15 protein-coding genes are annotated in these 21788 nt (G+C 53.2%); 12 read left to right on the top strand and 3 right to left on the bottom strand.

The window, feature by feature from the left end; all coding sequences use genetic code 11:
- Window positions 1-75: 75 nt before the first annotated feature.
- Both WKI47_RS25070 and WKI47_RS25065 read left to right on the top strand, forming a co-directional pair.
- Complete coding sequence (locus WKI47_RS25070; RefSeq protein ID WP_340229943.1) at window positions 76-660, top strand: TetR/AcrR family transcriptional regulator; 585 nt, start codon at window positions 76-78, stop codon at window positions 658-660.
- A gap of 102 nt (window positions 661-762) precedes the next feature.
- Window positions 763-2232 (top strand): DHA2 family efflux MFS transporter permease subunit, encoded by a 1470-nt coding sequence (locus WKI47_RS25065; RefSeq protein ID WP_340229994.1) that lies wholly within the window; start codon window positions 763-765, stop codon window positions 2230-2232.
- 154 nt (window positions 2233-2386) lie between these two features.
- Here the strand turns inward: WKI47_RS25065 and WKI47_RS25060 are convergent, their stop codons facing one another.
- From WKI47_RS25060 to WKI47_RS25050, 3 genes are all read right to left on the bottom strand, one after another.
- Window positions 2387-3031 carry a nitroreductase family protein gene (locus WKI47_RS25060; RefSeq protein WP_340229941.1) on the bottom strand — a complete coding sequence of 215 codons (645 nt, stop codon included), beginning with the start codon at window positions 3029-3031 and terminating at the stop codon, window positions 2387-2389.
- 373 nt (window positions 3032-3404) lie between these two features.
- A complete protein-coding gene (locus WKI47_RS25055) occupies window positions 3405-4001 on the bottom strand; it encodes a YjgB family protein (RefSeq protein ID WP_340229940.1) in 597 nt (198 codons plus the stop codon).
- Window positions 4002-4156: 155 nt separating this feature from the next.
- A complete protein-coding gene (locus WKI47_RS25050; protein WP_340229939.1) occupies window positions 4157-6463 on the bottom strand; it encodes a helix-turn-helix domain-containing protein in 2307 nt (768 codons plus the stop codon).
- Window positions 6464-6990: 527 nt separating this feature from the next.
- On the opposite strand from WKI47_RS25050, the gene WKI47_RS25045 reads away from it, so the two are divergent.
- The 10 genes from WKI47_RS25045 (at window position 6991) to WKI47_RS25000 (ending at window position 21770) form a co-directional block, all read left to right on the top strand.
- Entirely contained in the window at window positions 6991-7953 is a 963-nt protein-coding gene (locus WKI47_RS25045; protein WP_340229993.1) for an ABC transporter permease, read from the top strand.
- A 34-nt stretch (window positions 7954-7987) separates the two neighbouring features.
- A complete protein-coding gene (locus WKI47_RS25040) occupies window positions 7988-8893 on the top strand; it encodes a carbohydrate ABC transporter permease (RefSeq protein WP_340229938.1) in 906 nt (301 codons plus the stop codon).
- Between the two features lie 66 nt (window positions 8894-8959).
- Entirely contained in the window at window positions 8960-10567 is a 1608-nt protein-coding gene (locus tag WKI47_RS25035; protein WP_340229937.1) for an ABC transporter substrate-binding protein, read from the top strand.
- Window positions 10568-10734: 167 nt separating this feature from the next.
- A complete protein-coding gene (locus WKI47_RS25030) occupies window positions 10735-12123 on the top strand; it encodes an alpha-L-fucosidase (RefSeq protein ID WP_425355512.1) in 1389 nt (462 codons plus the stop codon).
- A 33-nt stretch (window positions 12124-12156) separates the two neighbouring features.
- Window positions 12157-13221, top strand: a complete 1065-nt coding sequence (locus tag WKI47_RS25025; protein ID WP_340229935.1) for a carbohydrate-binding family 9-like protein — start codon at window positions 12157-12159, stop codon at window positions 13219-13221.
- A gap of 7 nt (window positions 13222-13228) precedes the next feature.
- Window positions 13229-16003, top strand: coding sequence for a transglutaminase domain-containing protein (locus tag WKI47_RS25020; RefSeq protein ID WP_340229934.1), 2775 nt, complete (start codon window positions 13229-13231; stop codon window positions 16001-16003).
- A gap of 39 nt (window positions 16004-16042) precedes the next feature.
- Entirely contained in the window at window positions 16043-17149 is a 1107-nt protein-coding gene (locus WKI47_RS25015) for a glycoside hydrolase family 18 protein (protein WP_340229933.1), read from the top strand.
- A 134-nt stretch (window positions 17150-17283) separates the two neighbouring features.
- The gene (locus tag WKI47_RS25010; protein WP_340229932.1) at window positions 17284-18057 is read left to right on the top strand and encodes a class I SAM-dependent methyltransferase; all 774 of its coding nucleotides are present in this window, start codon (window positions 17284-17286) and stop codon (window positions 18055-18057) included.
- Between the two features lie 139 nt (window positions 18058-18196).
- On the top strand, window positions 18197-19894 hold the full coding sequence (locus WKI47_RS25005) for a M3 family oligoendopeptidase (protein WP_340229931.1): 1698 nt from the start codon (window positions 18197-18199) through the stop codon (window positions 19892-19894).
- A 175-nt stretch (window positions 19895-20069) separates the two neighbouring features.
- Window positions 20070-21770 carry a M3 family oligoendopeptidase gene (locus WKI47_RS25000; RefSeq protein ID WP_340229930.1) on the top strand — a complete coding sequence of 567 codons (1701 nt, stop codon included), beginning with the start codon at window positions 20070-20072 and terminating at the stop codon, window positions 21768-21770.
- Window positions 21771-21788: the final 18 nt, after the last annotated feature.

The following is a 21788-nucleotide window of genomic DNA, read 5'->3' as shown; positions in this document are numbered from 1 at the left end:
AAACGATTGACTTTCTTTAAAACATTTGTTTTATTTATATAGACCGATTGTTATAATATCGTGGGGTGAAGCATAGTGTCTGAAAAAAAGAACACCCGGGAGATCATCCTGGATACCGCAAGTCGGCTCTTTTTTACCCAGGGTTATCATGCTACCGGACTCAGTCAGATTATCAAGGAAAGCGAAGCGCCCAAAGGCTCCCTTTATTATTATTTTCAGGGAGGCAAAGAAGAGCTGGCGTTGGAATGTATCCGGCGTGTGGGCAAAGAAGTCGCCAATACGTTTTGGAGCAAGCTAAGTGGCGAGCAGAAGGTAGCCGAGCTGCTGCCGGTTATGATGCGTGAATTGGCGGAAGAGATGCAGCGCGAGAACTTCGAGAATTTTATGCCTTTCAGCTTTTGGGCCGCTGCTGAAGCTTCTTGCGTGAGCAACCCGCTGCGCGAAGCCTGCACGCACGTATTCGGAAGCTGGCAGGATGTATTGGCTGATAAGCTGGAGCTGGACGGCGTCGAGCGCAAGGAAGCCGAGGCGCTTAGCTTATTGTTGATTACCATGATGGAGGGAACATTGATCGTAGCGACCACAACACGGGATGTAACTCCATTGTTGAACTCGGCTCGTTACGTTCCGGAATTGATCAAGCAGCATTCCCGGTCTTAGACCTGCTGACGGCAAGACCGGGGCGCGTTGATATAAATATACAGAGTTCCATAGGAGGGACAAAGAGTGGAAGTTACCGCACAAAGCAACACAGGGCCGGGAATAGTCGGCAAAAACATAAAGGTCATCCCAATCTTGACGGCGCTGCTGCTCAGTGCCTTCATCGGCATGTTCAGTGAAACGGCGCTTAACGTCGCTCTCACGCAGCTTATGCAAGATCTCTCCGTTACCCCGGCGACCATTCAATGGCTGACAACCGGCTATCTGCTGGTGCTTGGCATTTTGGTTCCGGTATCGGGACTGCTGTTACAGCGCTTCACGACGCGTCAGTTGTTTGTTGCCGCTTTGAGTTTCCTGATTTCGGGTACGTTGATCGCGGCATTGGCTTCGGTATTCGAAGTTCTGCTGATCGGGCGCGTCGTTCAGGCGATGGGAACGGCTTTGCTGATTCCGTTGATGTTCAACACGATTCTCGTCGTGATTCCGCCGGAGCGCCGCGGAGCCGCGATGGGTCTGATCGGTCTGATTATTATGAGCGCGCCTGCCGTCGGCCCAACCATCTCCGGCCTGATCGTGCAGAATCTGACCTGGAACTGGATCTTTTGGATCAGCCTTCCGTTCCTGGTGTTCGCGCTGTTGTTCGGACTGGTTTATATGCAAAATATCTCGGAAACCAGCCGGCCGAAATTCGACGTTCTGTCGATCTTGCTCTCGACGATTGGCTTCGGCGGGATCGTGTTCGGCTTCAGTAGCGCAGGTGAAGGCGCAGGCGAACACGGCGGTGGCTGGGAAAGCCCGCGGGTGATCGTCGCAATCGTCGTCGGCGTTATCGCATTGGTTCTGTTCAGCTGGCGTCAGCTGAAGATGGAGAAACCGGTTATCAATCTGCGCGTATTCAAGTATCCGATGTTCACGCTCGGACTGCTGATGGTCTTTATCGCCATGATGATTATTTTGTCGTCGATGCTGCTGATGCCGATGTATCTGCAACGAGGCTTGCTGCTGACGACGTTCGCAACCGGTTTGATTATGCTGCCGGGCGGAATCATCAACGGGGGCATGTCGTTACTCACGGGACGGCTGTTCGATAAATACGGTCCAAAATGGCTGGTGATTTTCGGTCTGATCATTGCGGCGGTTACGCTATGGTTCTTCTCGGGAATCACGACGGCTTCGTCGATCTTCATGATCATCGCGCTGCATAGTTTCCTGATGATCGGAATCTCGATGGTCATGATGCCGGCTCAGACGAACGGTTTGAACCAACTGCCACCGGAATACTATCCGGACGGCACGGCGATCATGAACACGCTGCAACAGGTTGCGGGCGCAATTGGTACGGCGCTTGCAGTCAGCTTGCTGACGACGCGCCAAGCGGCTTATATGCAAGCCAATCCCGGCGATGTGACCGATACCGATTACGTGGCGCAAGCCATGACGGTCGGAGTTAGCGGAGCGTTCAAGATGGCGGCGGGCATGGCGATTATCGGCCTGATCGTGGCGCTCTTCATTAAGCGCGTCAATGTAAGCCGTGGCAAAGGCGAAGCTCAATCAGACCAACTGCCACATTGATCCATTGTAAGCTTAATACGAATCATTGAAAAAGACCGTTCGGCAGGAATTCAATATTCCTGCCGAACGGTCTTTTGTTGTTGGTTATCAGAATAAACGGTCGAGTCCGGTTACACGTACCGATACCGGCTGAATCGGCTTCGCCTTGTCGCGATCAGAATTGATCGAACGTGACAAACTCCGATACCGGTTTGCGGTAACCGCGCGGACGGCGCTTCGTCGTATCTTCTTTGCCGATCGTAATCAGCATGACCGGAGTCAGATTATCCGGCGCGCCTACCGCATCGCGTACGGCTTGCGGATCGAAGCCGATCATCGGGCAGGTGTCCCAGCCTTTGTCTTTGGCGATGAGCATAAACATCATCGCCGACAAGCTGGCATTACGAATCGCTTCTTCTTGTTGGAAGCCTTCGCCGCGCAGTTCATAAAATTCAGTGACGTCGCGCACCGTCGTGTCGTATTCCATACGGTCGATGATGCCAAGCGACAGGAAGCCTTCGTTCATTTCCGCGATATGCGTATACGCTTTGGCGTCCCCGAATACCGCGATCACGGCAGAAGCCAGTTTGATCTTATATTGACCGCCGGAAGCCTGATAAATCTTTTCCTTCACATCTTTATTCGTCACCGGAACATAATGCACATGCTGAAGATTGAAAGCCGAAGGCGCCAACTTGGTCAATTCGAAGATTTCGTTTAATTCCTGACGCGAAATCGGAGTCTCCGGTACGAACTTGATCGCCGAATGGCGATTTTTAAGCAGAGTAGTCAGATCTTGCGCGGTAGTCAGTTCCTGCATGATGAACACCTACGTTTCTATAGAATGGGTGAGCCGCAAAAGCGATTTATCGTTATTCTTCTTATTTGCTTGTCTTCTAAGTTGTTTTGTATCATAAGGATAATAGATAACTAAAAGTAAGTCAATGAGTTTTTCGAATTCTTTTTTAATGATGTTTTAAAATGATTTTCGAAACGTCTTCCAATCAAAAAGAAAGGGGATTGAGTCTAATATAGACTCAATCCCTTTTCTTGCGATCTTCTTTCTCCCAGAAAGCTAAAAGCGAAGGGAAAAATTCAATGAAGAACGCCTTTGAACTTGGAAAATCCCATTTTTAGTTCAATCAAATTTTCCAAGTGAGACAGCGTTCTGAATGAATTTTTCCCGCAGCGCCCTAAGCTTTCCCCTTGACCAAATTAATATGCGACAAATCCAACGAATTATTAAAAATAAACTCCAAATTATAATCGCCACGTTTGTACGTCAACTTGGTCTGCGTCGTATTTCCGTTTTTAATCGTTGTCGTAGACGTCGGCGTATACCAGCTTTTTTTCACCATCGCCATCGTAATGCCGCCGATATTCGTTTGACGTTCCACGTTTGTGCCGAAATAACGAATTTCTTTTAACACGCCGGCGGCGGTATACGACATGGCGTAACCGGGATTGCCCATATTGGCCGTGTAGCTGTCGAATCCGTTTACGGAAGTGCGGGTAACGTCGGGTTGACCGAATTTATCGATGATGTCGCTCCGTTTTGTTTGGCCTACGACGAAGCCTGCCGGATTGCCGGGAAACTCGCCTTTCAAAGCAGGTTTGTAAAAAGAGGCCAGCTTCTCTTGGGCCAGAGCCGTATCCGAAGCGGTCGGCGTCTGCGCAGCCGCGGCGGACGGAAGCGGGGAATAAGCCGCCGCTCCGAGCGAGCCGAGCGCGACGACGCCTGCCGCGGACAGGGTTAGCAACGTTTTGCGTACGCGGGTAGTTGTGATCATGAAAAGTCCTCCTTAAAAAACGTATATCATCCCGAACGCCGACGGACCTTTTCCGTCAGCGGTTCGACATGATACGAGAATATATGACTCTATTTACCTATTACCTAATTTAGCGGCGTTGAAACAAGCAAGGTGCGAAAAGCCAAACAGCCCGCTCAAGCTTCCTCTTTCAAAACACCTTTTGCCGAGCCGGAAAACAGCTTCCGATATTGCCCAGGCGTATGACCGGTTTCTTTTTTGAATTTTCGGATAAAGTTCGGTGCGTCCTGATAACCAATCCGCCCGATGATCTCTTTCAGCGGTTCGTCTGTCGTCGTCAACTGCACGATCGCCGCGGCCATGCGTTTATGCCAGATATATTGAACGAAGTTGGTCCCGACTTTTTCCTTGAACGAACGGCTGAAGTACGACATGGAGATCGAGTAATTGTGCGAGATGGTCTCCAGACTCAGCGAGTGGTCGGCGTAGTGCTCGTCAATATAAGCCACGATCGTATCCATTAGCGTATGCGCTTCGCATTCTTCTTTTTGCTCGATCTGTTCGCATAGCTTCTCTACGAGTTGCAGGAAATAAGGCTCCAGCTCTTCAGGCGAAGAAAACGATTCAATCGGAGGGATGCCTCCATGTAGATTGTCGATCCCTGCTTCGTTCGCCGTTTTCAGAATGGTATTGAGAATGTCAAAGCCAATGCAGCGCATATAGCGGGCCGATAACCCCGGAATGCGCAGCGTGTCCAAAGCTTCCGCTACTGAACGTGCAGCCACGTCGGCGCTTCCTTGCTTGAGACTTTGCGTCAGCTTGAGCAGCACGTTTTTCGGCACCCAATACGCTTCGTCGGATTCCGCTGTCAGATCGCTGAAGTAAGCAATGCTTGCTCCTCCGCTGCGGGTACGCGATTCGAACGCCGAACACGCTTCGATAAAGGATTGACTGAGTCGCTTGGGCCCTGTCGAACAAGTTCCGATCCCGATTGCCGGATTCAAGCGACCGATTCCTTGCAAATGATCATGAACAGAGCGTGCGATTCGTTCGATCTGCTGGGCTTCATCCAACTCTTCCATGTGATCGAACCCGACAATCAATGCGATCTGATCCGGCTTTTGCAATTCCACGCTATGCAGCTTCGCGCCCAGCTCCGGATACTCCGCTTCGGCCAGCATCGTCAGCATCAACTGCCAATCGCGTGTCTCGTCCGTCGCTTGGCCGGGACGTTCGCGGCCGATCAGCATGGTGAAATAACGCTCCCGATCAAACTCCAGGCCGAACGATTGCAGCAGCTCGGGCGTCGGTTCTGCATCGCCCCCGTGCCGCAGCAGCATCAGCAGGAAATGGTTGCGCGCATACGGTTCCTGCAAATCTGCCCGCGCGCTGTACGCTTGCAGCGCTGAGCGAATACGGTCCAGCTCGTTACCGGGTGCCGCATCATGAACCGGATCGGAATCGACTGAACGCGAAGAGGGCTTGGATTCGGCAAACTCGGACAGTTGGAAAATAGGGCTGTACTGCCGACGCGCCAACAGCCAAGCGCCGAGCGCGCCGAAGACGACGACGATCGAGAACAACGCCGCGATAAAGGTACGAATATGCAGCACGCTGCTGAAAAATTGCGAGCTTGGCATCAGGGTTACGTATTCCCAGCCATTCAGTTCGGATTTCACGGATACGACCGAGTGCGGAACGCCGTCAATCGCGATGCTATGCGTTCCGGTCGACAACGAGACAAGGGAGCCCAGCGCTTCTTCGCCCAACGCCTCCTCCTGGTTGCTTTTTACCGCCAGAACCTGTCCTTCCGAATCGAAAATATAAGAAGAACCTTCATACCCGCCCAAGATCGAATCGATCAGGCCGGTCAGACTGGATTCTTTGACAAAATACATTAACGTTCCATGCGGATTCGGGCTATTCGGCACGATCGGAACCAAGTAAGCCAGCGTCGATTGCTCGAAGCTGGAACCCCGGCTCACCAGATCGGCAGGGCGCATCGTGGCATAACGCAGTTCATTGATGTCTTTTTCTACCGTGTGCGCTTCCCAGTTCCGGAATCGGTATTTGTCGGCAAACACATCCAGGTCATACATGCCCACGCTGGAATAAATACGCGGATCGCCCCGGAAATAGAGAAACATCTCGTCGATGATCGGACTTGCCGCTTTGTAATTCCCCAGCGCGTCGATCGCCTCAAGACTGTAATACGCATCATGCACGCGATAGCGGCTAAGCCTCGGATCATACGCGGCACGCGAAGCGATATCGTTCAACTGCTGCAAATGCGTGTCCACGATCGTCTCGGCCTGAGTGAGTTGATTGAGATGCGATTGTTCGATTTGAGCACGTAAATTGGCTGCCGTATTGTGGTATAGCACAAACGTCAGGCAGATCAGAGGAATGAGTAGAACGAACAGATAAGAAGAAATATATTTCAAGAAAAGCCGTGATTTGAAATAGCTCGGTTTCACCTTCATCGTCATTCTCCTTTCCCTTCTATCTAAAGTGTACGAAAGTGTGGGATTGTCGGACAATATGTAGAATTTGACCAATTATAGGGGTTGCAACAGCGCTGTCTTTTATGTTTCGATATGTCGTTTTTTACTTTTGGCTGCTTATGGAAAACATTAATCTTTCTTCGTGATGTGAAATTTGATTTGATTTTTACGAAAAAACCAGTGATTCTGTAATGTATTCTAACACATTTTCCAGGTAGAGTGATTGTCAAAATTTCCAACAGAGCCAAAACCACATATTTACGCTCTACCTTCCGTTCTGTAAACTCGCTGTAAACCCAAATCAACGAAACGCGGAATGAAGGCAATGGAAATGCTTACAAAAAAACAGGCGCGCATAATATCCGATTAGGATCTATGGGCATACCGAAAAAAGGATACGCCGGAAAGGAGAAACCTCTAAAAAAAGCTTGTCAGGTAATATGACTCTTATATGTCTTTATCTTGCCTGATCGGCAAAGCCATTCAATAAAGGAGTGAGGACGATGATGCACGAGGGCGCAAAAGCGGTGCTTAATCCACAAGATGTTCCGAATCAAAGAAAAAGCAAAAAGCTTTTCAAAAAAATCGTCCGCAACTGGCAGCTGTACATCTTTATGGCTCCCGCGCTGCTGACCGTCATTATTTTCAACTATGTACCGATGTACGGCATTCAGATCGCGTTCAAAAATTATATCCCCGCATTGGGCATGGCCGAAAGCAAATGGGTCGGCTTCGATCATTTCACTAGGTTTTTCGAATCGTATTATTTCTGGGACCTGATGTGGAATACGCTCAGTATCAGCTTATACGGATTGCTGGTTGGATTCCCGCTTCCGATTCTGCTGGCGCTGGCGTTCAATGAGATTCGGACCGGTCCTTTTAAAAAGACGGTCCAGACCGTTACATATGCGCCGCACTTTATCTCGATGGTCGTCATGGCCGGCATGATCATTACTTTCCTGACGCCGTCGACCGGCATGATCGTCAATCTGCTCGAAGCGATCGGGATCACGCCGCCGAGCTTTCTGACCGACCCGCGTTGGTTCAAGACCGTTTACGTGTTATCGGATGTCTGGCAGGCCACGGGCTGGGGAACGATCATTTATCTGGCCGCTTTGACCGCCGTCGATCCGGGGTTGCACGAAGCCGCCATTCTCGACGGAGCCTCCAGGCTTCAGCGGATTCGGCATATCAATTTTCCGGTCATCATTCCGACGATTACGATTCTGTTGATCCTCAACATGGGCGGATTGCTTGGTGTCGGGTACGAGAAAATCCTGTTGCTGCAAAACCCGCTCAATATGGAAGCTTCCGATGTCATCGCCACTTCCGTTTACCGAACCGGGTTGCTCGAAGCCCAATACAGTTACTCGACCGCGGTCGGCTTGTTCAACTCGATCGTCAATGCGATCCTGTTGATCGTGGTCAATCAGGTGGTGCGGCGCACGAGCGAGAACAGTCTGTGGTAAGCGTGAAAATGATGAATCCAGGGAGGGATGAAGGATGGTCAGTTCGATTAAAGAAACCAAGCAGGACAAAGTCTTTCTCGCTTTCGTTTATCTGATCTTGACGGTAGCGCTCGTGATCGTCGCGTATCCGTTGATCTATATCCTGAGCGCTTCGATCAGCAATCCGACCATCGTGGCCGCCGGGGAAATGTGGCTGCTGCCGAAAGATATCACGTTCGAAGGGTACCGCCGCGTGTTTCAGGACTCCAGCATCTGGAACGGTTACATGAACACGATTATCTATACCGTCGTCGGTACGCTGGTCAATCTGGTCGTCACGCTGCCCGCCGCTTACGCGCTGAGTCGAAGAGACTTCGTGGGTCGCAATATTTTCATGATCTTGTTTATCGTCACGATGTTTTTCGGCGGCGGACTCGTTCCGACTTACCTGGTTGTGCGTAGTCTGGGACTCGTCGACAGCATGTGGGCGTTGATCCTGCCGGGGGCGACCTCCGTTTGGAACCTGATCGTGTGCCGGACGTTTTTCCAATCTTCGATTCCGAGAGAATTGCAGGAAGCGGCGGAGATGGACGGGTGTAGCAACTTCCGGTTGTATTTCCGTATCGTGCTTCCGCTATCGACCGCGTTGATCGCCGTTATGGCTCTCTTTTTCGGCGTCGGACATTGGAATAACTACTTCTCCGCCATGATCTACCTGAATCAGCAGGAAAAGTATCCGCTTCAGCTGGTGCTTCGGCAGATTCTGGTGTTGCAGCAGATGTCGGCGCAGGCCGGCACGATCGACGCCACGATGGCCACTTCGCTCAACAACAAAGCCGAAGTCGCCGCGCTCGTCAAGTATGCCGTTATCATCGTCGCGACATTGCCGATCATCGCCGTTTATCCGTTCCTTCAGCGTTACTTCGTGCAAGGTGTCATGATCGGTTCCGTCAAGGGCTGATTTTGCATAGCATTACATTATTGCATAACCTGCATATCCATTCAGAAAAAAGGGGAGGATTTAGGTATGAAAAAGGGACGTAAAAAAGGAGCAGTCGCATTATCCGGTTTGTTGTTGTTCTCGGTGCTGGCTTCGGCCTGTCAATCCGGTGGATCGTCGACGGAATCGGCAGCGGAAACAGGCGGTACGGTGAGCAAGGACGGATTCCCGATCGTCGAACAGCCGATTACGCTGAGCGTGTTCGCGCCGAGCGCCGATATGGCGCCGTGGGATACGATGCCGGTCATCGAAGAGATGGAGAAGCTGTCCAATATCAAGATCGAGTTCCAGACCGCGCCAATCGACAGTTTCCCAACGAAAAAGAATCTGGTCTTCGCCAGCGGCGAGCTGCCGGATATTCTGTACGCCGCGGATATCACGCCGGCCGAGCAGGTCAGCTACGGTACGCAGGGACAACTTGTACCGCTTGAAGATCTGATCGACAATTACGCGCCCAACCTGAAAAAAATCCTCGACGAAAACCCGAACGTACGCAAATCGATCACCACGACGGACGGTCATATCTACGCGTTGCCGTTTATCGACACGACAGCGGTCTGGTACCGCGGCCCGATGTGGTACAACGGCGAATTCCTGGAAACGCTGGGCGTCGAAGAACCGAAAACGACCGACGAATTGTACGACTATCTGAAAAGAGTCAAAACCGAAGACCCGAACGGCAACGGCCAAGCCGACGAAATTCCGCTGACTTCGGTCAAACTGGACGATCTGCGGATGTACTTCCTCGGCTTCTGGGGCATCTATAACGAAGTGTATTACGCGGACAAAGACGGCAAAGTCCACTACACGCCGCAGGAAGAAGGGTACAAAGGCTATCTGACCTTCCTCAACAAGCTGTGGAACGAAGACTTGCTGGATCACGAGACGTTCTCGCAAACCGATGAGCAGAAAAAAGCCAAAGGCGCGAAAAACCAACTTGCGCTGTTCAGCGACTTCTATCCGTACTTCACGTTGGGTGGAACCGAAGAAACCATGCAGGACCCGATGATGACGCCGGTCAGCAGCGAAATCGCGGATACGCCGGTTTACGGCAAACACCCGGGCATGTCTTCCAACGGCACGTTCGCAATCTCGGTCACGAACCCGAACCCGGAAGCCAGCATGCGCTGGATCGATTATCAATACGGGTATGACGGCGCGACGCTGTGGACGCAAGGCCCGCAAGGCATGATGTGGGATTACGTGGACGAAGCGACGCATGAGAAAAAGTATCTCGAAGTGCCGAACGGCGGCGACCGCGAAGAATTCCGCGCGACGCTGACGCCGAACTACGGCATCGTGACGCCGGGCGTCAATATCCCGGATCTGACCAACGGCCTGCGTAGCGAAGTGGAAGACTGGGTCGTGCAGCAAAACGAAGAAAAACTCGTGCCGATCGCCAAAATTCCGTTCCCGAACGTGTATCTGACCAACGACGCGCAAACGGAAGTGTCCGCGCTGTTGTCCGATCTGAACACGTACGTGGAGCAGATGGAAGCGAAGTTCGTTACGGGACAAGAACCGCTGAGCAACTGGGATGCCTACGTGGCGCAGCTCAAAAAGATGGGCAGCGACCGCATCGTGGAAATCTATCAGGAAGCGTACGATCAGTGGAACAGCGAAAACGCGCAGTAAACGATCTATGAATGTATAAAAAAATGCGGCAAGCGTCGTTTGAAATCCAAAACGGCGCTTCGTCTAAGAAACAAATCGAAGAGGCGAAGGATGAAGCGGGGACTCCGTTTTCATTGTTCGCTTCTCGTTTTATCAAGGAGGCCGATGCGGCGATGACAGATCCGAAAATGACGGAAGAAACATTGGAAACCGAAGAAAACGTGGTTCACGAAGGCGTACACAATTATAGCAGCGAAGACGAATGGGTGAAGCCGGAAGATCCGCTGATCCTCGAACGGCTGGAGTGGTTCAAAGACCAGAAGCTGGGGCTGATGATGCACTGGGGACCGTATTCGCAGCTCGGCGTGGTGGAGTCGTGGGCGCTCAGCGACGGCGACGCGGATTGGGCGAGAGACTGTATCGACTGGGGCGTGGACGGCGAAGAATTGAAGCGCGAATATTTCGATCTGGATAAAACTTTCAACCCGATACGCTTCCAACCTGAGGTTTGGGCCGATCTGGCCGCCGAAGGCGGGTTCAAATATTTGACGTTCACGACCAAGCACCATGACGGATTCTGCATGTGGGACACGCATACGACGGACTACCGCATCACCGGGCCGGATACGCCGTTTCATCGGCACAAATACGCGGACATTTGCCGGAATCTGTTCGATGCGTTCCGGGCGCGCGGGCTTGCGATTTCGACTTATTTCTCCAAAGCGGATTGGCATACGCAAGATTACTGGGCGCCAGGCATGGAACGCGGCGAGAAGATGTGGCGCGGCCCGTCTTACGACCCAAAAGAGTATCCGTGGCTATGGGAAAAGTTCGTCCGCTTCACGCATGAACAGATCACCGAGCTGATGACGCGTTACGGACGGATCGATATGCTGTGGCTGGACGCGGGTTGGGTCAACGAGCGCAGCGGTCAGGATATTCGGCTGGGCGAACTGGTAGACACGATTCGCCGCGAACATCAGCCGTGGCTGTTGTCGGCCGACCGGACGGTGGGCGGCGCGTACGAAAATATCATCACCCCCGAGCAAACGCTGCCCGAGCGTCCGCTGAACGTGCCGTGGGAAAGCTGCATCACGATGGGCACATCGTTTTCGTTCAATTACGAAGATCGCTACAAAAGCGTGCGCGAACTGGTGCATCTGCTGGTCGAGATCGTGGCGAAAGGCGGCAATCTGGCGCTCAACGTCGGGCCGCAGCCGGACGGGCGTTTGCCGAGAGCGGCGATTGAAGGCATGAAAGGCTTGGGCGCATGGCTCAACGTCAACGGCGAAGCGATCTACGGGACGCGGATTTGCGAACCTTACGTTTCCGAGGATAAAAAGATTCGGTTTACGCGCAAAGGCGGTGCCGTCTACGCGATCCGTTTGTACGAAGAAGGCGAAACCGTAGAAAACGAGCTTGTGATTCCGGCGATAGGCGAGTTCAAACGGGCTTCGTTGGTCGGAACGGACGGCGAACTGCCGCTGCGCGGCACGGAAGCGGGCGTGGTCGTGACGCTGCCGGAATCGGCGGACGCGGCCGGCGCGCCGATCGCATTGGCCATTCGGTTGGAGTAGAACGACCACGAATATTGGACAGGAGGACTGCAAATGAATTTGAGCGGGATGCCGGAACCGGCGATTCCTTTCGCGCCGCTGTCGTATCGCTGCAAGCGTGCGCCGGGCAACCTTGAACCGGACGGAAAGTTGGACAAAGAGTTCTGGGCCGACGCGCCGTGGACCGAAGACTTCGTCGATATCGAAGGCGATCTGAAGCCAAAGCCCTGGAAACGTACGCGAGTCAAAATGTTATGGGACGACGAGTATTTTTATTTCGGCGCGGAGCTGGAAGAAGACGAGATCTGGGCGACGCTGACGGAGCGGGAATCGGTCATTTTTTACGACAACGACTTCGAGATTTTTATCGATCCCGACGGCGACACGCACCAGTATTACGAGTTCGAGATCAATGCGCTGAATACGGTGTGGGATCTGATGTTGGTCACGCCTTACCGCGACGGAGGCCCGCCGGTAAACGGTTGGGATATTCGCGGCTTGCGCACGGCGGTACATATCGACGGCAAGCTGAACGACCCCGACGCGGACAACCGAAGCTGGAGCGTGGAGATCGCGATGCCGTGGAATATTTTGCGCGAATGCGCGGAAGGGCAAAAGCCGCCGCAAGCCGGACAATATTGGCGGGTGAACTTTTCTCGGGTGCAGTGGCAGGTCGATAAGGAAGAAGGCGAGTATCGGAAAACCATCAATCCCGAGAATGGTCGTCCGTTTCCCGAAGATAACTGGGTCTGGTCGCCGCAAGGCTTGGTCAATATGCACTACCCGGAAATGTGGGGCTTCGTGCAATTCGTGGCGGACGAGCAATCGGGTGACGCCGAGCGTTCGTTCGAGCTTCCGGCCGACGAGTACGTGAAGTGGAAGCTGCGTCGGCTCTATTACCGCCAGCGGAATCATTACGAACGTTTTGGAACATTCTCGGCCGATCTGGCACCGCTCTTGGAAAACGGCGACGAAGGCGGCGAACTTGCGGCATGGGGACGTTCGGCGGACGCTCCGTTAATCGAGACGACAACCCACTCGTTCCGGATTCGGGCGGCGTCGGCGGACGGAAGCGGGTTCTACTGGATACGCGAAGACGGAAATCTATGGAAGGAGTGAGCTTGCGATGAAAACGGACGAAGGCAAGTCGAAGATCGGACATCTGCCAAGCAGCGTCGCGAACGATGTTTTTTCGCTAACTCCCAAGCAGCTTGCCGCGATCAATGAAGCGTTCGAGCAGCGTCGGACATTGGCGTCTGCACGCGAGCAGGAACTGTTTGGCGTATTGGACGAGGAACATTTAAGCGACGAAGAACGTTTGGCTTTGATTTTTCTGTACGCGCATATGCCGATCAACGATCTGGCCGATTACGACGGGAAGCTATTTTTAAGCCATGTTCGGCACGCTTTGCGGATGCGCCGTACGATGCCGTGGGGAAACAAGGTGCCGGATGAATTGTTTTTGCATTACGTGCTTCCTCCGCGCATCAACAATGAACGGATCGAAGATTATCGCGGCGTGATCGCAAGCGAGTTGACCGAGCGCGTTCGCACGTTGTCGATGAGCGAAGCGGTGTTGGAGACCAATTACTGGTGCTATGAAAAAGCGACGTATACCGGCAGCGATGCTCGCACCATATCGCCGCTTGGCATGATCGTTAGCGCAAAAGGACGCTGCGGCGAAGAATCGACGCTTACGACCGCGGCGCTGCGCAGTATCGGCATCCCGGCGCGCCAGTGTTACACGCCGCGTTGGGCGCATGTCGATGACAACCATGCCTGGGTGGAAGCGTGGGCAGACGGCAAATGGCATTTTATCGGAGCTTGCGAACCGGAAGCGCAGCTCGACAAAGGCTGGTTCGACGGCCCGGCCCGCCGGGCGATGCTCGTCCACACCCGCGTTCCTGCCGGATACGACGGACCCGAGCCGGTCACGTATACGGACGGGGCGCATACCGAAATCAATCTGCTTGCAAACTACGCGCCTGTGCGGACGCTTTTTGTACATGTAGAGGATGCTTCGGGTGGATCTGTTGCGGGAGCCGAAGTGCAGTTTCAACTTTACAATTACGCGGAGCTGCATCCGATCGCTTCGGTACGAACGGACGATAGAGGCAAGGCTTCTTTTCTAACCGGATACGGTGATTTGGTCGTTCGCGCGTCATCGAAGGGCAGTTGGGCGGAAGTTCTGATCGACGGTAGCGGCGAGAACTCGCCGGAGCAGCACATCACACTGACGCTGAACCGCAGCGGACAGCCGGAAGACGCAGTCGACTTTGATCTGACGCCGCCCAAAGAAATTCCTGCTCCGTCAGATCAGGAAACGCTGAGCGAACAAGCGTTGGATATCCATCGCCGGCGTACGGCTGAAGGCGAGCGGATACGCGCTGCCTACGAATCCACTTTTGTTGGCGAAACGCAAGCCGGGGTGCTGGCCAAGCAATGGGGACTGGAAACGGATCGCCTGTTCAAAGTGCTGAGTGACGCGCGGGGAAATCACGGCGAGATTGCGGCTTTTTTGAACAAATATGTGCCCGGGCACGGCGAATGGCCGCTGCGATTGCTGGAAAGCCTGACTGCCAAAGACATGATCGATATCGAGCAAGACACGTTGGAGGATCATCTGCTCGGCGGTCTGCAAGCTTTGCGCGATTACGAACAGCATTGTGCTGGCGAAATTTCTAGCGAGCTTTTCGTTTCGGACGTGTTCTGCCCGCGTGTGAGGTGGGAGCGTCTGACCCCTTACCGCGAGAAGCTGCGAGCCGCTTTTTCAATCGGGGAACAGACGGAATTCCGGGCCGATCCGCAGTTGTTGGCTCGGCGGATCGCCGATGGATGGAGCGTGCGCGACGATCTGACTCCTGTACCGGGCAAAGCGTCGCCACTCGGGACTTTTACGTTGAAGGCGGGCGACCGGGAGTCGGTTGAGATTTTGCTGGTGGGCCTTTGCCGCAGCCTAGGCATTCCGGCTCGATTGCATCCTGCGACGCAGCGGCCGCAGGCTAGGGTAGGCGAAGTATGGATCGATCTGAAGCGTCCGGAACCAGCCGTTAAGAACGAAGCGGGAGTTAGCGGGGGTGAGACTGAAGCGTTGGTTGCGACGACAGACGAGCTTTCGGATCGCGAGCCGGTCCCGATGCGCGGCACGTTGCGTCTGCTGCCGAATCTCGAAAATTCGGATGCAGCCGTTGCGGTTGAAGCTTCTTACCGGGAAAACTTTACCCTGGCCCGTCTGGAAAACGGTTTGTATCATACATTGAATTATCCGTTTCGCGAAAAAGACGTGTATGCGCAGCCTTTCGAGCTGGAAGCGGGCGAATACCGCATGACGACGGGCATTCGTTTGCAAAACGGTCGCGTGCTTGGACGGATGTTTTATTTCGTGATCCGACCTGAACAGGAAACGACGCTTACCCCGATCTTCCGACAACCTGAAGAAGCGATACCGATGCTCGGCATCGCCCCCGATCGTTCTCGGCTGACCCTTTCGGACGGAACTGCAACTACGTTGTCCGATCTTGTCGGCAGCGATGGCGCACTGGTGGCCTGGATCGATTACCGACTGGAGCCGACCCGGCATTTGCTACGCGAAGCTGGCGAAATGCGAGCGGAGCTTGAAGCCGAACATGTGCCTTTGGTGTTTATCGTAAGCGATCAAGGCATCAATAGGGAAGAAATTACACCGTTTATCCCCAAGCCTTTGCCGACAGGAGCGATCTTCGCTGGCGATGCTTCCGGCGAGGCTTTTGCGGCAATGAGTGCCGTGTGTCCGCCGCCGGGTACCGAATATCCGCATCTTTTTGTATTGGACGCGCAGCAAAATATCCGCTACGCCGAATCCGGCTACAAGCCCGGCAGTTGCAGTGAAGCTTTAAGTATTTTGCGCACGGTGCGTGCTTAGTTTTCGTGTATCGCTATTTTACGGAAAAGAGGAAATGACATGACCGACCCGCTATCTGCTCAAGCTATACATTCAAAAGCTGTTCGTACGGTTGGCTATGTCGGCCATAACGACCTGCCGGACCTCAAAACGGAAGACCTGCTCAAGCTGACTCATATCAATATCGCGTTCGGCCATGTGCAAAACGATAAAATCGTGACCGATCATCTGCATAACATGGCCGAAATCGCCCGTCTGAAAAAAGAACACCCGAGCGTCCTGGTCTTGCTGTCGGTAGGCGGTTGGAGCGCGGGCGGCTTTTCCGAAGCGGCAGCCAGCGAAGCCGCACGCCGCCGTATGGCGGAATCTTCGCTAGCTGCTATCGACGCTTACGGCTTGGACGGGATCGATCTCGACTGGGAGTATCCGTGCTACGGCGAAGCGGGGATCGGAGCCGATCCGGCCGACCGCGAAAACTTCACGCATCTGCTGCGTACGATCCGCGAAGCGTTCGACGCTCGCGGCGCTTCCGACGGACGGCATTACTTGCTGACGATCGCGGCGGGTGCCGATCAATATTATATCGACGGCACGCATATGGACGAGGCCCAGCAATACCTCGACTATGTCCAATTGATGACCTACGATATGCGCGGCGGTTTCCAAGTGCTGACGGGGCATCATACCAATCTGCATACGCCGACCGGGGATTTGTTCCGAATCAGCGTCGAAGCTTCGGTCAACCTGTTCGTCAATGCCGGCGTACCGAGATCGAAGATCGTGATCGGCGTGGCTTTTTACTCCCGGATGTGGAAAGGCGTGCCGAGCGCGAACAACGGCTTGCATCAGATGGCGTCAAGCAGCGGCGGGTACGGCCCGGAATTCACGGAACTGCATGACGCCTATATCGACCGCGGAGGATTCCGTAGATTTTGGGACGACGAAGCCAAAGCGCCTTACCTGTACGACGGAGGCGAACATGACGGCGGCACTTTTATCACCTATGACGACGAGGAATCGATTCATTGGAAATGCCGTTACGTGATACAGGAAAAACTTGGCGGCGTAATGTTCTGGGAGTACCGATGCGATCGGACGGGACTGCTGCTGGAAGCGATCCGGTCCGGAGTGTCGGAGAATCAAAAAAAGACGCCTTCCGTATCTTGACCGTCAGCGCGCGGATCGATCGTTTGATGTCGGTATGGACAAGATCGATTTCTGCGGCTACAATCGAAAACAATATGCGATCAGCCCTGCTCCCAAAAGCAGGGCTGATCGCATAACGAAGGAGCGAAGATCAATTGTCGAACCCATCCGAACTTTTCGATTTGCACGAAAATAATGAAGAATACGCAAATCCCGAACGCTATGACCTGGAAAACGAACATTGGAAACCGGAACTGCCGATGCTGCTCGAATACGCGAAGGCGGCAGGCAGCATCGTGCTCGAAATTGCTTGCGGCACCGGACGTACAGCGATTCCGCTCGCGGAGAACGGCTACAGCGTGATCGGCGTCGATCTGCATGAAGGGATGTTGGAGCTGGCGCGCCGCAAAGCGAAAGCCCAAAACGTTGAAGTTCACTGGATTGCCGGAGACATCTCGAAGCTGTATTTGCCGTCCCCTGTGGATTTCGCTTATATGACAGGCAACGGCTTTCAGCATTTTTTGACGAACGAAGATCAGAACGCGCTGCTTGCGGCCGTGTCCAAAAATCTGCAAAAAGGCGGTACATTCCTGTTCGATACCCGTTTTCCCGGAACCGAAGAATTAATGCAGCCCGAGACCGAAGAGTATTGGCGCACCGCGGTCGAAGCCGACGGAACCGAAAGCAGGCTGTACACGATTGCCCGTTACGATGCGCTGACGCAAGTTCAGCATTACACGACGATTCGCCGAAAAAACAAAGGTTCCGAAGAACGTACGCGTATCGATCTTCGGTATACGTATCCGCAGGAGTTGCAGCGTTTGCTGGATCAGGCCGGGTTCGAGATCGAAGGACTTTTCTCGGATTGGCAGCGTTCGCCGCTTGCTTCCGATCGCTATTCGATGATCTGTGTCTGCCGCAAACGATAATTATGCCGATTTTTGCGTAAACTTTCATTATGTTAACTAACCTGCCGTAAAACGAAAAACTTTTTGCATTTGATCTGGTGATTAGTTCTTAAACTCGTTATACTGGAAAAATAGTCCGTACATCAGAGGAGGAAACGCAGTGACGACTTTTCAACAGTTTGACTACGTACGCCCAAATATTGACCAGTTGAAGATTAATTTCAAAGAATTGATTTCCAAGTTCGAAGCCGCCGGGAGCGTTGCGGAGCAAGAATCCGTCATGCACGAGATTAACGCGCTGCGCAACAGCTTTGATACGCAGCACCAGCTCGTCAGCATCCGTCATTCGATCGATACGACCGACGAGTTTTACAAAAACGAACAGGATTTTATGGATGAAGTCGGCCCGGTCGTGCAGGAGTACATATCCGATTACTACCGCGCGCTGACCACATCGAAATTCCGCGGCGAGTTGGAAAGCAAATGGGGCACGCAGTTATTTGCGTTGGCCGAAAGCGCGATCCGCACATTCAGCCCGGAGATCATCGAAGATCTTCAGCTCGAAAATAAACTGTCGACCGAATACGATCAGTTGATCGCGTCCGCGAAAATTCCGTTCGAAGGCGAAGAGCGCACGCTGCCGCAGTTGCTGCCGTTCGAATTGTCGACGGATCGCGATATGCGCAAACGTGCGTCGGAAGCGCGTTTCGGTTTCCTGAACGAAAAAGAATCCGAACTTGACCGCATCTACGACGAACTGGTCAAAGTGCGTACCAAAATCGCGAAAAAGCTCGGCTATCCAAGCTTCGTCGAGATGGGCTACGACCGTATGATGCGCACCGACTACAACGCCGAGATGGTCGCGAACTTCCGCAAGCAAGTGCAAGAAGAGATCGTGCCTGTAGCGACCCGCTTGCGCAAGCGTCAAGAAGCCCGGATCGGCGTCGATACGCTGCGTTACTATGATAACGGATTCAGCTTCAAAAGCGGCAACGCGACGCCGAAAGGCGACCCGGACTGGATCGTGAAAAACGGCGAAGACATGTACAAAGAACTGGCGCCGGAAACGGACGAGTTTTTCCAATTCATGCTGAAAAACGACTTGATGGACCTGGTCAGCAAAAAAGGCAAAGCGGGCGGCGGCTACTGCACGTATCTGCCGGATTACAAAGCGCCGTTCATCTTCTCGAACTTCAACGGCACTTCCGGCGATATCGATGTGCTGACGCACGAAGCGGGACACGCTTTCCAGGTGTATTCCAGCCGGGGTCACGAAGTACCGGAATACCTGTGGCCGACCTACGAATCCGCCGAGATCCATTCCATGAGCATGGAGTTCTTCACTTGGCCTTGGATGGAGAAATTCTTCAAGGAAGATACGGACAAGTACCGCTTTGACCACCTGGCTTCGAGCCTACTGTTTATTCCTTACGGCGTCTCGGTCGATGAATTCCAGCATTTCGTCTACGCCAACCCGGATGCAACGCCGGATGAGCGTAAAAGTGCTTGGAGAGAAATCGAGAAGAAATATCTGCCGCACCTGAACTACGAAGGCAATGATTATCTGGAACGCGGCGGTTTCTGGCAAAAGCAAGGCCATATTTACGGCGCGCCGTTCTACTATATCGACTACACGCTGGCTCAACTCTGCGCTTTCCAATTCTGGAAGCGTTCGAGAGAAGATTTCGAAGCGGCATGGAAAGATTATATCCATCTGTGCGGTCTGGGCGGCACGCAATCCTTCACCGGACTCGTCAAAGAAGCCGGTCTGATCTCCCCGTTCGAAGACGGCTGCGTATCCTCCGTGATTGGCACGATCGAAGAATGGCTGAACAGCGTAGACGACCAAGCGCTGTAAAAAGAATTCGACGGGTCACGTCAACCCAACGAGATTATAAGCCTGTTCGGATAATCCGACGTAACCGTCAAAACTGCTGTTCACCGAGTGTGGACGGCAGTTTTTTTACATAAAATTATTGAAGTTGGGGCAAAAGATCTGTCACGTAAAATGAAAAGAAGAGGAGTACCCAAAAATGAAGCAGTCTTTTCACGATTTTCCGTATGTTCGTCCTGACATCGAGGCTGTCCGCCGAGATTTTGAGGCCGCGATCGCTGCTTTCGAATCTGCCGGGAACGTCGAGGCGCAAGTTGCGGCTAACCGCGTTTACAACGAGCTGTATTCGGCGATCGCCACGCAGGTCATGCTGGTCAATATTCGGCACTCGATCGATACGACCGACGCTTTTTACCAAGCAGAGAAAGCATTCATGGACCGTAATATCCCGATCGTGCAGCAGATGGAAGCCGAATACCACCGCGTGCTGATCGCTTCGGAATTCCGGCCTCAGCTCGAACAATTGTGGGGGACGCAGCTTTTTGCTCTTGCCGATGCTTCGAGCCGTACATTCGATCCGGCAATCATTGAGGAGCTGCAACGGGAAAATGAGCTGTCGACGAACTATCAAATGCTGATTGCATCGGCAAAAATTCCGTTCGAAGGCGAAGAGCGCACGTTGATGCAGCTGATGCCGTTCGAATTGTCGACCGACCGTGCTATGCGCCAAAAAGCTTCCGAGGCGCGTTACGCTTTTATGGAAGAACACGAAGCCGAATTCGACGGAATCTACGACGAGCTGGTTAAAGTCCGCACCTCTATGGCGCGCAAGCTGGGGTATCCGAGTTATGTGGAAATGGGGTACGATCGCATGAAGCGGACCGACTACGATGCCGGGATGGTCGCGAATTTCCGCAAACAGGTATTGGACGGGATCGTACCCGCCGCAACTTCTTTGCGCAATCGCCAGCAGAAGCGAATCGGTGTCGACACGCTGCGCTATTACGATAACGCCTTCAGCTTCGAAAGCGGAAATGCCACGCCGAAAGGCGATGCGGATTGGATCGTCCAAAACGGCGAAATCATGTATCGGGAAATGTCGCCGGAAACGGACGAGTTTTTCCAATTCATGCTGCAAAACGACCTGATGGATCTGGTGAGCAAAAAAGGCAAAGCAGGCGGCGGCTACTGCACGATGCTGTTCGATTATAAAGCGCCGTTCATTTTTTCCAACTTCAACGGAACGTCGGCGGATATCGATGTGCTTACGCACGAGGCGGGACACGGCTTCCAGGATTACCGCAGCCGGGAATTCGAAAATAAAGCATACTGCTTCCCAACCATGGAGTCCGCCGAGATTCATTCGATGAGCATGGAGTTTTTCGCTTGGCCGTGGATGGAGAACTTTTTCAAAGAAGATACCGACAAATACCTGTTCAATCATCTGGCGAGTGCGCTTCAATTTATTCCGTACGGCGTAGCGGTCGACGAATTCCAGCATTTCGTGTACGGCAACCCGGATGCAACGCCGGACGAGCGCAAAACGGCGTGGCGGGAGATCGAGAATAAATACCTGCCGCATCTGAATTACGAAGGCAACGACTATTTGGAACGCGGCGGATTTTGGCATAGACAAAGCCATATTTTCACCGCGCCGTTCTACTATATCGATTACACGCTGGCGCAAATCTGCGCGTTCCAGTTCTGGAAACGTTCGAGAGAAGACCGCGAAGCGGCTTGGGCGGATTACGTACATCTGTGCGGTCTCGGCGGCAGCTTGTCGTTCACGAACCTGGTTCGCGAAGCAGGCCTGATCTCGCCGTTCGAAGATGGCTGCGTGTCGTCGGTGATCGGGCAGATTGAAGAGTGGTTGAACGGGATCGACGATCAGGCGCTGTGAAAAAGACCTCGACAAAAA

It is taken from the genome of Saccharibacillus sacchari, from assembly GCF_037722395.1.
In the GTDB taxonomy this organism is placed as follows: domain Bacteria; phylum Bacillota; class Bacilli; order Paenibacillales; family Paenibacillaceae; genus Saccharibacillus; species Saccharibacillus sacchari_A.
The sequence above is the reverse complement of the archived record's forward strand: the minus strand, read 5'-3'. Positions and strand labels throughout refer to the sequence as shown.

Excerpts from the sequence above, each read along its gene's own strand:
- WKI47_RS25050 (WP_340229939.1), bottom strand. The coding sequence starts at position 6,463 with ATGAAGGTGAAACCGAGCTATTTCAAATCACGGCTTTTCTTGAAATAT.
- WKI47_RS25030 (WP_425355512.1), top strand. The coding sequence starts at position 10,735 with ATGACGGAAGAAACATTGGAAACCGAAGAAAACGTGGTTCACGAAGGC.
- WKI47_RS25015 (WP_340229933.1), top strand. The coding sequence starts at position 16,043 with ATGACCGACCCGCTATCTGCTCAAGCTATACATTCAAAAGCTGTTCGT.
- WKI47_RS25025 (WP_340229935.1), top strand. The coding sequence starts at position 12,157 with ATGAATTTGAGCGGGATGCCGGAACCGGCGATTCCTTTCGCGCCGCTG.
- WKI47_RS25055 (WP_340229940.1), bottom strand. The coding sequence starts at position 4,001 with ATGATCACAACTACCCGCGTACGCAAAACGTTGCTAACCCTGTCCGCG.
- WKI47_RS25040 (WP_340229938.1), top strand. The coding sequence starts at position 7,988 with ATGGTCAGTTCGATTAAAGAAACCAAGCAGGACAAAGTCTTTCTCGCT.
- WKI47_RS25045 (WP_340229993.1), top strand. The coding sequence starts at position 6,991 with ATGCACGAGGGCGCAAAAGCGGTGCTTAATCCACAAGATGTTCCGAAT.
- WKI47_RS25000 (WP_340229930.1), top strand. The coding sequence starts at position 20,070 with ATGAAGCAGTCTTTTCACGATTTTCCGTATGTTCGTCCTGACATCGAG.
- WKI47_RS25060 (WP_340229941.1), bottom strand. The coding sequence starts at position 3,031 with ATGCAGGAACTGACTACCGCGCAAGATCTGACTACTCTGCTTAAAAAT.
- WKI47_RS25020 (WP_340229934.1), top strand. The coding sequence starts at position 13,229 with ATGAAAACGGACGAAGGCAAGTCGAAGATCGGACATCTGCCAAGCAGC.
- WKI47_RS25035 (WP_340229937.1), top strand. The coding sequence starts at position 8,960 with ATGAAAAAGGGACGTAAAAAAGGAGCAGTCGCATTATCCGGTTTGTTG.